Origin of the sequence: Clostridium sp. AF36-4 (genome assembly GCF_003435975.1) — a bacterium.
Classification (GTDB): domain Bacteria; phylum Bacillota; class Clostridia; order Lachnospirales; family Lachnospiraceae; genus Eubacterium_F.
On sequence record NZ_QTVH01000001.1, the window covers coordinates 16,808 to 30,222 of the forward strand.

Annotated in this window: 10 protein-coding genes; 9 read left to right on the forward strand and 1 reads right to left on the reverse strand. The window is 41.7% G+C overall.

All coding sequences use genetic code 11. The features are described from left to right. Positions 1 to 3: 3 nt before the first annotated feature. From DW005_RS00095 to DW005_RS00130, 9 genes are all read left to right on the forward strand, one after another. Positions 4 to 1,551 carry a HAMP domain-containing sensor histidine kinase gene (locus tag DW005_RS00095; RefSeq protein WP_242989327.1) on the forward strand — a complete coding sequence of 516 codons (1,548 nt, stop codon included), beginning with the start codon at positions 4 to 6 and terminating at the stop codon, positions 1,549 to 1,551. A 58-nt stretch (positions 1,552 to 1,609) separates the two neighbouring features. Then, positions 1,610 to 2,320 carry a DUF4352 domain-containing protein gene (locus DW005_RS00100; protein ID WP_117477671.1) on the forward strand — a complete coding sequence of 237 codons (711 nt, stop codon included), beginning with the start codon at positions 1,610 to 1,612 and terminating at the stop codon, positions 2,318 to 2,320. A 9-nt stretch (positions 2,321 to 2,329) separates the two neighbouring features. Then, on the forward strand, positions 2,330 to 2,458 hold the full coding sequence (locus DW005_RS14320; protein ID WP_278286492.1) for a hypothetical protein: 129 nt from the start codon (positions 2,330 to 2,332) through the stop codon (positions 2,456 to 2,458). A 14-nt stretch (positions 2,459 to 2,472) separates the two neighbouring features. Then, positions 2,473 to 3,381, forward strand: a complete 909-nt coding sequence (locus DW005_RS00105; protein WP_022378079.1) for a chemotaxis protein — start codon at positions 2,473 to 2,475, stop codon at positions 3,379 to 3,381. 34 nt (positions 3,382 to 3,415) lie between these two features. Then, complete coding sequence (locus tag DW005_RS00110; protein WP_117477672.1) at positions 3,416 to 4,900, forward strand: hypothetical protein; 1,485 nt, start codon at positions 3,416 to 3,418, stop codon at positions 4,898 to 4,900. A gap of 66 nt (positions 4,901 to 4,966) precedes the next feature. Then, the gene (hisH, locus tag DW005_RS00115) at positions 4,967 to 5,575 is read left to right on the forward strand and encodes an imidazole glycerol phosphate synthase subunit HisH (RefSeq protein ID WP_117477673.1); all 609 of its coding nucleotides are present in this window, start codon (positions 4,967 to 4,969) and stop codon (positions 5,573 to 5,575) included. Between the two features lie 27 nt (positions 5,576 to 5,602). Continuing rightward, positions 5,603 to 6,364 (forward strand): imidazole glycerol phosphate synthase subunit HisF, encoded by a 762-nt coding sequence (hisF, locus tag DW005_RS00120; RefSeq protein WP_117477674.1) that lies wholly within the window; start codon positions 5,603 to 5,605, stop codon positions 6,362 to 6,364. Between the two features lie 15 nt (positions 6,365 to 6,379). After that, positions 6,380 to 7,069 carry a uracil-DNA glycosylase gene (locus DW005_RS00125; protein ID WP_117477675.1) on the forward strand — a complete coding sequence of 230 codons (690 nt, stop codon included), beginning with the start codon at positions 6,380 to 6,382 and terminating at the stop codon, positions 7,067 to 7,069. A 260-nt stretch (positions 7,070 to 7,329) separates the two neighbouring features. Further along, positions 7,330 to 8,991, forward strand: coding sequence for a collagen-binding domain-containing protein (locus DW005_RS00130; RefSeq protein WP_181974887.1), 1,662 nt, complete (start codon positions 7,330 to 7,332; stop codon positions 8,989 to 8,991). A gap of 132 nt (positions 8,992 to 9,123) precedes the next feature. Here the strand turns inward: DW005_RS00130 and DW005_RS00135 are convergent, their stop codons facing one another. Next, the gene (locus DW005_RS00135) at positions 9,124 to 13,341 is read right to left on the reverse strand and encodes a 2-hydroxyacyl-CoA dehydratase (RefSeq protein WP_117477677.1); all 4,218 of its coding nucleotides are present in this window, start codon (positions 13,339 to 13,341) and stop codon (positions 9,124 to 9,126) included. Positions 13,342 to 13,415: the final 74 nt, after the last annotated feature.

Consider the following 13,415-nt stretch of genomic DNA (forward strand, 5'->3'; position numbering starts at 1 on the left):
ATCTTGAAGCGTTCCATGAAAACAAGACTGGTAGCGATTTTTGTCGTTACCATTGTCATTATTATCGGTGTTATCAGTCTTGCAAACGTTGTGCTTTTGCCATATTTTTATCAGTCCAATAAGGTAAGCCAGATGCAGGGCGTTTATTCGCGTGTTATCAATATTTGTGAAAATGTGGATTGGGATAAGATGGACAGCGAGCAAAAAGATACAATTTATGATAAGTTAGACCAGCTTTCGAGCAATACCAACATGAGCATTTATCTTGTGCAGATTCGGGTTTACCAAGGGTCTGGTGATATCGCGGAATTAGCGTATGTATATCCGAGCGACAGTGAGCGTTTGCAGCAGGTAACAAAAAACCAACTTGATAAGTACGTAAAATCAATTTATTTTGGGCAAAAGCTAGACGATAACTGTAAAATGATTACACAGACAGCAAATTATTCGATGTATAATGTGTATGACACGAGAGTAGATTCTAATTTTTTGGAACTCACAGGAAAGATGCCCGATAATTACTGGATTTATCTGCGTAGTAATTATCAGAGTATACAGGAAAGTGCCAGTGTATCGAATCAGTTTATGCTGTATGTCGGAATGATTGTGATGATTGCCGGCGTATTTATTATGTATTTTGTCAGCAATCAATATACGAAGCCGATTCTGCGCCTGGCAGCTCATGCAAAAAATATGCAGAAACTTGACTTTTCAACTCGTTATAAAGATAACCGTGATGATGAAATCGGAGTGCTTGGCAACAGTATGAATGCTTTGTCAGACCGCTTGGAGAAAACCATTTCCGAATTAAAGACAGCGAATAATGAATTGCAGCTGGATTTACAGAGGCGTTCGGAGCAGGAGCAGATGCGGCAGGAATTTTTGGCGAATGTTTCGCATGAACTGAAGACGCCGATTGCTTTGATTCAGGGATATGCAGAAGGATTGCAGGAAAATATTAATGATGATGCAGAAAGCCGTGAATTTTACTGTGAAGTCATTGTGGACGAGGCTGACAAGATGAACAAGATGGTAAAAAAACTACTGAGTTTAAATCAGTTAGAGTTTGGAAATGACCAGGTTCATTTTGAACATTTTGACTTGCGAAGTGTAATTCAGTCGATAGTAAATTCCTCTGATATTTTGTTCCGTCAGAAAGAAGTTACGTTGTCATATCATCCGGATGAGGAACCAATTATGGTTTGGGCAGATGAGTATATGATTGAGGAGGTTGTCAGCAATTATGTGAGCAATGCACTTAATCATGTGAAATACGAGAATAAAATTGAAATTAAGACGATTCGGAAAGGTGACCATGTATGCACCAGCGTATTCAATACCGGAGATCCGATTCCGGAGGAAGATATGGATAAAATCTGGTCGAAATTTTACAAAGTGGACAAGGCAAGGACAAGAGAATATGGTGGCAATGGAATTGGTTTATCTATCGTAAAAGCCGTTATGGATGCCCATAATCAGAAGTTTGGTGTGAAAAATTATGACAATGGTGTCGAATTTTGGTTTGAACTTGACGTGAAAAGTGTTGATTGATGGACGGGATATGTGCTATAATAAATAAACTGGATTTAATTGTAAAAGGAGGGGTTTTTTGAGACAGATACGTTTTTTATGTGCCGTTTTGGCTGTGTCCGTTCTATCCCTTACCGGATGTGCGGATATAAAAAATTTGTCTGAGGAGCAGGAAAATGAAATTGCGGAGTACGCAGCAGGTGTTTTGCTCCAAAATTCTGACAAATATCCGTACCGGCTTATCGCAAAAGAAGAAAAAGAGGTTACAGAAACGCCGACACCGATGCCGGCGACACCGACACCAACATCGGCAGCTGCACAGGCATCAGACGCACCACAGGAATCGCAGCCGGAACAGACAGCAGCTACACCGGAAGATTCCAAAAAGGAAGTATCGTTAGATGATTTATATCATCTGAAAGGTGTTTCGATTTTGTATACTTCTTATCGTCTGGCAGATAAATACGGAAGTTCACAGATTCGTGCCGAACAGGGGAAAAAACTACTTGTTGCAGAGTTTTCACTAAAAAATAATTCCGGTGCGAAAAAAAAGGTTAAACTGATTGACAGACGAAAAATCACCTATCAGCTGAATGTGGACGGAACAACTTATTCTCCACAGATTAGTTTATTGGAGAATCAACTGGATTATTTGGAAACTGTGATTGCGAAAGGAAAGTCACAGAAGGCAGTGTTAGTATTTCAGGTAGATAAAAATGCGACAAACGCTTCTACAATTGATTTGTCGATTGAAGAAGGGAATAGTAAAGCATCAGTGAAAATGAAGTAGGAGGCGTTTATGTATCAGGAAAAAAAAGAAGTCATTTTAGTTACCGCAGAACAAGAACGGCGCAAAGTCAGAACCCTTCATACAATGGGGTTGGATGCAGATGCCGGTCAGTTTGATGATATTGATGACATGGAGTAAGGAGGAGAGAGACAATGGCAGTAGAAACAGGAATTTTATTAGAGAGTGGTACCAATGAGCTTGAATTATTGGAGTTTGTGGTTGGTAATCAGCATTATGGAATCAATGTGGCAAAGATTAATGAACTCTGTCCGTATCAAGAGCCAACGATGGTGCCGAATGCACATGAGTACATAGAGGGAATCTTCATGCCGAGAGAACGGCTGATTACCGTAATTGATTTGGCGAAAGCGTTAGGTGTTCAGCCAAGCGCTGACACATCTCATGATATGTATATTATTACGAATTTTAACCGTCTACACACAGCGTTTCATGTTCAGCAGGTGCTTGGTATTCACCGTGTATCATGGAAAGACATCGCAAAACCGGACTCTACCATTAGTGGAAATGGTAAAGGGGTAGCCACCGGCATTACAAAGATTAACGGAAGAATAATTATTGTTCTTGACTTTGAGAAAATTGTTACGGAAGTTAATCCGGAAACGGGACTTAAGCTGTCTGAGATTGAGGCAATGGGTGAGCGCTCCCGTATTGATTACACAATCCTTCTTGCGGAGGATTCACCGCTGCTTCTTGAGATGTTGAAGAAATGCTTAACAAAGGCTGGCTATTCACATTTGATTCCAACAAGCAACGGACTGGAAGCATGGAACACTTTGGACCGCATGATGAAAGATGGTGCGGTGATTGGAAAAGATATTTCACTTGTTATTACGGATATTGAAATGCCACAGATGGATGGACATCATCTGACCAAGAAAATTAAAGAAGACCCTAGATTTGAAGGACTTCCGGTTGTTATTTTTTCATCTTTGGTAAATGATGAGATGAAACGTAAAGGAGAGGCACTTGGTGTAGATGCCCAGCTTTCTAAACCGGAGATTGGCAGATTGGTTCATCAGCTGGACCTTTTGCTTAAATAAGAAGTTTGTGCTTTGGCAAGAGGAGGTGTGACATTTGACCTTATGTAGAAAATGTGGAAAAGAAATTCCGGATGGCGAAGAATTGTGTGAAGACTGTAAAAATGAAGAATCACAGATGGATGAGGCTTATTTGGAAGAATTGATGCAGAGCATGAGTGATGAAGAGAAAGAACCGGAAAATGCAGGTGAACCGGCACCCGTTATGGACGAACAGGTGGAGGAGAAACCGGCAGAAGAAGCTTCTGATGGAGAAGCGGATGTAAATGAACTTTTGACACTGCTTTCGCAGGATTATGAAGATTATGATGAGCCGGATTCCGCAGTGCAGCCGGAGGAGGAGGTTCAAACAGCAGAGCCTATGGATGAAAGTCCGGCTGAGACTTCTCTTTTTCGGGAAGATGATGAGGAAAGCGTATTTGCCGATGATGCAGATGCTTTATCTGTAGATGATATTTATGATGATGCACTTTCTGCTGTGGATTACAGTGAGGCAGATGAGGCACCGGAATTTCCTGAAATTGAGGAAGAATTTGTTCCGCAGATGGATGAAGATGCCGGTGATGATTTTGGTGATTTGGCGCTGGATCCTTTGGTATTGGATGATAGTGAAGCGGCTGGTGTGTCCGGAGAGCCGTTGGCGGTTTCAGATGACACAGAGGAAGATGTACAAGATATAAAGCAGGAGAAAGAGAAAAAAGAGAAAAAAGACGGTTTCTTTAAACGTATTTTTGGTAATATCATTACGGAGCAGTCCGCAGAGGAAGAAGCCAAAGAGCGTGAGAAAGAGCAGGCTGACGCTGAAGAGAAGAAAGCGGCGAAAGAGGAAAAGAAACAGCAGACAGCAGAGGAAAAGGCAGCAAAAGCAGAGCAGGCAAAAGAAGAAAAAGAAAAAAAAGCAGCAGCAAAGGCAGAACAAGCAGCAGCAAAAGCGGCAGAAAAAGAAGAAAAGAAACGATTAAAAGCCGAGCAGGAAGCTAATGAAGTGGTTGGCAGAATTAATCCGGTTGGTGCTGCGATTGTTATGGTATTTTTCGGACTTCTCTGTGTAGCGGTTGTGTTTGGCAGTCAGGCACTTTCTTATACGACATCCGTAAAAAGTGCGGAGAGTTCTTTTGAACAGCGGGATTATAAGAACGCCTATGATTCTTTGGCAGGAGTTTCTGTTTCGGATTCGTCGAAAGAACTCAAACAGAAGGTGCGTATGTGTATGCAGCTCCAGCGTGAGTATGATGCTTATCAGAATTATTATAAGATGAAGATGTATTTGGAATCCTTGGATTCTTTGATTGGCGGAATTCGTCTTTATGATGCAAACAAATCAAAAGCGGAGCAGTATGATATGCTCAGCCAGTACAATGAATTGGAGAGTAAACTCGCAAATCAATTATACAATGAGTTTGGTGTCAGTGAATCACAGGCACGAAATATTATTGCTTCCGAGACACAAAAGGAATACACAGACCGCTTGCAGGCGATTCTTTTGCAGTGGCAGAAGAGAAATGAAGCGGATGAGAGATAATGAAAAGATAGCTGACCGGTTTTTCGGTCGGCTATTCTAATACAATGACAGAGGTGATACAAAACGATGGTAGCAATTGTAGACTACGATGCAGGAAATATTAAAAGCGTTGAGAAGGCGTTACAATATATTGGGGAACATCCGGTGATTACAAGAGATGTGAAAGAAATTAAGAAAGCAGACCATGTAATTGTGCCGGGAGTTGGTGCGTTTGAGGATGCGATGGAAAAGATGAACCGCTATGAACTGGCAAAAGTGCTGCAGGATGTGGCGGCATCCGGTACGCCGATTATGGGCATTTGTCTCGGACTACAGTTGTTTTTTGAGCGAAGCGATGAGTCAGAACATGATGTAAAAGGACTTTCACTTCTCCCCGGTGAAATTGTAAGATTTCCGGAAAAAGAAGGATATAAAATTCCGCATATGGGATGGAACTCTTTGAAAATAAATCCGAATTCAAAACTGTTAAAAGGAATTCCGGAGGATGTGTATGTGTATTTTGTTCATTCGTATTATTTAAAAGCCAAACATATCGAAGATGTAGCCGCTACAACGGATTATATTGTTCCGGTACATGCGGCAGTGGAACATGACAATATTTTTGCAACTCAGTTTCATCCGGAGAAGAGCGGAGATGTTGGGCTGGAAATTTTGAAGAATTTTGTTTCCATATAGAATAAGACGAAGATAGGAGGAATTTCGGTGTTTACGAAAAGAGTAATTCCATGTTTGGATGTAAATGAGGGAAGAGTGGTAAAGGGAGTTAATTTTGTTAATTTGATTGATGCGGGAGACCCGGTTTCAGTTGGTGCTGCTTATGGAAAAGCAGGAGCAGATGAATTGGTTTTTTTAGATATTACAGCATCCAGTGATGCAAGAGAGATAAAGGCGAACATGGTTCGTAAAGTGGCGGAAACCGTGTTTATTCCATTTACGGTAGGCGGCGGAATTCGCACGATTGAGGATTTTCGTATGATTTTGCGCGAGGGTGCGGACAAGGTTGCAGTGAATTCAGCGGCAATTTTAAATCCGACACTTGTATCGGATGCTGCGGATAAATTTGGAAGCCAATGTGTCGTTGTTGCGATTGATGCCAAAAGACGGGCAGACGGCAGTGGATGGACAATCTACAAAAATGGCGGTCGTGTAGATATGGGAAAAGATGCCGTGGAATGGGCAATGGAAGCAGAGCGCTTAGGTGCCGGCGAAATTCTTTTGACCAGCATGGACTGTGATGGAACAAAAGACGGCTATGATGTTGAACTGACACGGACGGTTTCTGAAAATGTTTCAATTCCGGTTATTGCATCCGGCGGCGCAGGAACAAAAGAACATTTTTATGATGCCCTTACGGAAGGAAAAGCGGATGCAGTTTTGGCAGCTTCGCTATTTCACTTTAAAGAACTTGAAATCGTTGAATTGAAAAAATACCTGCAAGAGCGGGGAATCAGTGTACGGTTATAAAAGAGGGAGGTTGTTATGAGTGCTTTGACAGGTGAGTGGGAGCGTGCATTGCACGAAGAATTTTCCAAAGAATATTATAAAAACTTATTCTTTTTTATTCGGAAACAATATAGTGAGACAATTGTATATCCAAAGGCAGATGAAATTTTTACAGCCTTTCATCTTACGCCACTTGAGAAGGTTAAGGTTGTGATTTTGGGACAGGACCCTTACCATAATGAAGGACAGGCGCATGGGCTTTGTTTTTCGGTGAAACCACAGGTGGCAATTCCACCGTCTCTTGAAAATATTTACAAAGAACTGCATGATGATTTAGGCTGCAAAATTCCAAGCCACGGTTGTCTGACTTCGTGGGCAAAACAAGGTGTTCTACTTTTGAATACGGTGCTTACGGTTCAGGCACACAAGCCGATGTCACACCGTGGTGTCGGCTGGGAAGAGTTTACGGATGCGGCAATTGCTAAATTAAATACGCAGGATAGACCAATTGTATTCATTTTATGGGGAAAGCCGGCACAGGAAAAGGCGAAAATGTTGACAAATCCGAAGCACCTTGTGCTGAAAGCACCTCATCCAAGCCCTTTGTCGGCATACCGAGGATTCTTTGGCAGTAAACCTTTTAGCCAGACAAATGATTTTTTGATAAAGAATGGAGAAGCTCCAATTCAGTGGGAGATTCCTGAAAAAATAGAAAATGAATTTTGAATAAGACTCAACTGGATGAGTCTTATTTCATATAGTGAAATATGACTTATTTTATATGGATATCAGTAAATGTTTTCATAGCAAAACGGCCTTTCTAGTGTTTCCTGATTTGAAATTTTCATATCATTAAAAAAATGTAAAAAAATGAAAAAAACTTCTTGATATATGTGATAGGTTTATGTTACACTAATGATAAGTATAGAATTATACTAATCTTGTAACAAATTAAACTAAAAGGATTAAAAGACTGGAGGAATATGATGAGGAGATTAAAGCGAAGTTTTTGGGCAAAAGCAGCAGTTGCTGTGGCGTCAATCGCAATTGCAATCGGGGTAATTGGCGGAATTTCATTTGCGTCAAATAATCAGCCTTTTTTGGGAGATTGCATTGAGTACGGAATTGTTTGTAATTATCTGAATCAGACAGCAGATATGGAGACAAACTTTGCCGTAGGTAAGTACCAGGGGAATGGTCATTGGAACGGAAACACGATTTCTGAGAGCAAAGCAAATGCTTCCGGAGAGGTTCGGATTGGAGAAGTTGTAGGAGAGACGAAATTCCGTGGGACGCCTTATGTAGTAGTAAAGGAAAGTGTGAAAGATGAAGTTAAAGCAATGCTTGCATCTGTTTCAAACTATGCAGAATCTGTTGTGAAAAAGGCAGATTACACAACACCAAAAGATGTTAAGGACATGAACAATTATCATGTAGACATTACAGGAATTGATGAAGAAGTTGTATATGTGGATGCGGATGCTATGGTTGAAAATATCACTGCAGGGAAAATTCAGAATGGTGGTGTTAAGGTCACATTGCGAGCAAATCAGTCCTTAGTATTTAATGTATCATTGAAAGATGATGTTCGCATTCCGGAATATAAGATTACTGTAAAAAATGGAAGTAAAACACACGAGGAAATGGCAGAGTCTGTTGTGTGGAATATGCCTTATGTGACGAATTTGAATTTGAACTCAGATGGTATGAGAGCTACGATAATTGCGCCAAAAGCTTTTGTGAATTTGAGTACTACATCCGAAGGATGGCTGGTATGTGATACTGTTGTCAGCAATTCTGGCGAATGGCATATGATTTCAAAGAAAATCCCGAAAGTGACACCAACGCCAAAAGTGACACCAACACCAACGCCGAAAGTGACAGCGACACCGACACCAAAAGTGACAGCAACACCAACACCAAAGGTAACGGCAACACCAACACCAAAGGTAACGGCAACACCAACACCGAAGGTAACGGCGACACCAACACCAAAGGTAACGGCAACACCAACACCAAAGGTAACGGCGACACCAACACCAAAAGTGACAGCAACACCGACACCGAATGTGACGGCGACACCAACACCAAAGGTAACGGCGACACCGACACCAAAAGTAACGGCGACACCAACACCAAAAGTGACAGCAACACCGACACCGAAGGTGACGGCGACACCAACACCAAAAGTAACGGCGACACCAACACCGAAGGTGACAGCGACACCAACACCAAAAGTGACAGCAACACCGACACCAACACCAACGGCAACGCCGACAGCTACACCGGAAGTAACACCGACAACTACACCGGAAGTAACACCAACGGCTACTCCGGAGGTAACACCAACGGCTACTCCGGATGATGATGCAACACCGACACCGGAAGTGACAGCAACAGCTACTCCAAACTTGTTCGATTTTGATGAAGACACACCGAGAGCAAGTAAAGAGCTGACAGACCCGGATACACCAAAAGCATCAGCAACCAGTAAGAAAACAACTACTTTGTTGGATGAAGATGTACCATTATCTGATTCCGCACCGGAAACAGGAGATACAACAAATCTTTTGTTCCCAATGATTGTTATGGGATTGTCTGTATTAGCAATTTTCGGAGTAATTGTATTTAGAAAGAAAATGAACTAAGTTAAGAAGTAAATGAAAAAGAATCTACAAAATGATTCAAAATATAATAAGGAGTTTGCTAAGGCAGACTCCTTATTTCTTACAAATAAAAAGGAGCCGGCCTTTTGGCAGACTCCTAAATTGTGATTCTTTTTATTTGTTTAAATTCTCATTTGCTGTTGCTAACATCAGTTTGATACGATTTAACTGGTTTACTTCGCTGGCGCCGGGATCATAGTCAACGGCTACAATGTTGGCATCTGGGAATGCCTTTCGAATCTGTTTGATAACACCTTTACCAACGACATGGTTTGGCAGACAGCCAAATGGCTGAGTACAAACGATGTTTGGCACATTGCTGTGAATCAATTCAATCATTTCACCTGTGAGAAACCATCCTTCACCGGTCTGGTTACCGTTAGATACGAAAGGCTCTGCATATTTAGCCAGTACGTGAATCTCAGGTGGTGCCTCAAAACGTTTGCTTTCAGCAAGTGCTTTGCAGTATGGCTTGCGGAACTGATTTAACAGCCAGATAGCAGCATTTCCAAGCCACTTACTGGTTTTCTTAAAGCCAAGATGGTCAGCCTTAAATTCACTATCGTAAGCACTGTACATAAAGAAGTCAAGCATATCCGGACAGACTGCTTCAGCACCTTCAGCCTCCAAGAGTTCAACAACATGATTGTTGGCTGCAGGGAGATATTTAACTAAAATCTCACCAACGATTCCAACACGTGGTTTTTTCTTTGTTTCATCTAATTCTATTTCATCAAATTCCTTCACGATTTGTTTGATATTTTTCTTAAGTTCCGACTGCTTTGGTTTTTTCACAGCCTCAATACAGACTTTTTTCCATTTATCGTGAAGAGCGTTTACGGAACCCGGTACCTTCTCGTAAGGGCGGGTACGGTATACGACGCGCATAAACAAATCACCGTAGATTAAGCTGTGAATAGCGGCTTTTAACAATCGGTAATTGATGTCAAAGCCGGAGTTTGTTTCCACGCCGGCACTTAATGAGATAACCGGAATCTGTTCCATGCCTGCTTTTTTTAGTGCACGGCGGATAAAGCCGATATAGTTTGTTGCACGGCATCCACCACCGGTCTGAGTAATGATTAAAGCAGTTTTATTTAAATCGTACTCGCCGGATAACAATGCTTTCATGAACTGTCCGACTACAAGAAGAGACGGATAGCACGCATCATTATTTACATATTTTAAGCCGTAATCCAATTCGCCTACGCCAGTAGGAAGCTGAACAAGATTGTAACCACAGGCGGCAAGAGCCGGCATTAAAATGTCAAAATGAATTGGTGACATCTGTGGTGCTAAAATCGTGTAATTCTTACGCATTTCCTTTGTAAATTCAACTCGTTTATAGGCTGAATTTTGAGGAGAGGACTTAATTCCCTTGCGTTCGCGGTCTTTCACGGCGGAAATAAGCGAACGGATACGAATTCTTGCGGCACCTAAGTTGTTGACCTCGTCAATTTTAAGAACCGTACAAATTTTATTGGAACTTGTCAAAATATCATTGACCTGGTCGGTTGTTACTGCGTCAAGTCCACATCCAAAAGAGTTAAGCTGAATCATATCCAGATTGTTCTGGGTGCGTACAAAACTGGCAGCGGCATAAAGTCTGGAATGATACATCCACTGATCCATCGCAATCGTTGGCCGGTCAACTTTTCCTAAATGGGAAATGCTGTCCTCAGATAATACCGCAATATCGTAAGATGTAATCAATTCCGGAATACCGTGGTTGATTTCCGGGTCAATATGGTAAGGACGACCGGCTAACACAATACCACGCTTGTTGTTATCTGCCATCCATTTTAATACGCGTTCGCCCTCTAAGCGGATATCATTTCTTGTTTTTTGCAATTCTTCGTATGCCTTGTGGGCAGCTTTTCGAATCTTGCCGGCATCAATATTATTTTCTTTGCTGAGATAGCGTACTAACTCATCGGCAAGAATTTTATCGCTTTCAAAGGAGACGAATGGATTCTGGTAGGTAATCGATTCATCTGCCAATTCTTCTACATTATTTTTGATATTTTCTCCATAAGAAGTGACAATTGGGCAGTTGTAGTGGTTGCCCGCTTCATCAAATTCTTTGCGCTCGTAAGGAACACAAGGGTAAAAAATGTACGAAACGCCCTGGTTTAACAGCCATGAGATATGTCCGTGAGCTAACTTTGCCGGATAACATTCCGATTCGCTTGGAATCGATTCGATACCAAGTGAATAAATGTTTCGGTTGGAAGCCGGTGAAAGAACGACTTCGTAGCCAAGTTCCGTAAAGAAAGTAAACCAGTATGGATAATTCTCATACATATTTAATACGCGTGGAATTCCGACCTTGCCGCGATATGCTTTGTCCGCAGATAATGGTTTATAGTGGTCAAAAAGACGCTTATTTTTATAGGCGTAAAGGTTTGGAATGTCACGGTTTGTCTTTTCTTTGCCAAGACCACGTTCACATCGGTTACCGGACACAAACTGACGGCCACCGGTAAAGCGGTTTATTGTAAGGAGACAATGATTGGTACATCCCTTACATCTTGTCATGGAACTTTCAAATTTTAACTCGATAATGTCCTGTAAAGAGAGCATGGAAGAAGTTTCTCCCTCTTCGTAATGCTCACGGGCAATCAGTGCGGCACCAAAAGCACCCATGATACCGGCAATGTCAGGGCGAATTGCCTGACATCCGGAAACACGCTCAAAACTTCGTAATACCGCATCGTTATAGAAAGTACCACCTTGAACAACTACGTTTTTACCGAGATCTTTCGGGTCTGTTAATTTAATTACCTTTAACAGGGCATTTTTAATAACGGAAATAGCAAGTCCGGCAGAAATATCTGCGACCGTAGCTCCTTCTTTTTGTGCCTGTTTTACTTTAGAATTCATAAATACGGTGCAGCGGGAACCCAAATCAATTGGATTTTCGGCAAACAGAGCCAGTTTTGCAAAATCTTTTACTTCATAATTCAACGAGCGTGCAAACGTCTCGATAAAAGAACCACAGCCGGAAGAGCAGGCTTCATTTAACTGTACCTGGTCTACGGAGTGATTTTTGATTTTAATACATTTCATATCCTGACCGCCGATGTCCAGAATACAATCAACATCCGGGTCAAAGAAAGAAGCAGCGTAATAATGGGAAACGGTTTCAACTTCACCTTCATCTAACATCAAAGCGGATTTAATCAGTGCTTCGCCGTATCCGGTTGAACAGGAACGCACAATTGTGGCACTTTCCGGGAGCAGTTCATAAATTTCCTTAATTGCTTTAATTGTCGTTTTTAGCGGGCTTCCGTTATTGTTATCATAGAATGAGTACAGAAGAGAACCATCCTCACCGACAAGAGCTACTTTAGTTGTTGTTGAACCGGCATCTACGCCAAGAAATACATTTCCTTCGTAAGTGGAGATATCTCCCTTCTTTACGCTGTGTACGTTATGTTTTTCGATAAATTCATTGTAATCAGTTTCATCTTTGAAAAGAGGCTCCATACGAGTCACTTCAAATTCAATTTTAATTTCGCCGGAAAGCTTCTTTAACAAAGCACCGATTGTTGTGGCGCCTTTTCCCTCCGAGTTCATGGCTGCTCCGCTTGCAGCAAAAAGATGGGAATTTTCCGGTGCAATAATGGCATCCCCGGTTAAATTAAGAGTGCGGATGAATGCCTGTTTTAATTCTGTTAAAAAGTGCAGCGGACCGCCGAGAAAAGCAACGTTACCGCGAATCGGTTTTCCGCAGGCAAGACCACTGATTGTCTGGTTTACGACAGCCTGGAAAATGGAAGCGGCAAGATCCGGTTTCGATGCGCCCTCATTTATTAAAGGCTGAATATCAGTCTTTGCAAATACACCACATCGTGCGGCAATCGGATATAAAGCCTGGTAATCTTTTGCATAGGTATTTAATCCGGCAGCGTCTGTTTTTAATAAGGTAGCCATTTGATCGATAAAAGAACCGGTACCGCCGGCACAGATACCGTTCATTCGCTGCTCAATACCATCGGTAAAGTAAATAATTTTTGCATCCTCACCACCAAGTTCAATGGCGACATCGGTCTGAGGAGCATAACTTTTTAAGGAAGTAGCAACGCTCACAACTTCCTGCACAAATGGAATGTCAAGGTGCTTTGAAATGGAAAGACCACCGGAACCGGTAATCATCGGTGCGATGTCACAGTCACCAAGTTCGTTGTAAGCACGTTCCATAATTGCACGTAAGGTTTCCTGGATATTTGCGTAGTGACGCTCATAGGCAGAAAACAGTATGTTATTGTTATCATCCAGCACAGCAATTTTTACTGTGGTTGAACCAATATCGATACCTACTCGTTTCATAAGTACCTCCTAAAGTTTCCTATTAAAATCATTTTTTGTTATCTAATTATCGAAACCTTATTATACGACAAAAA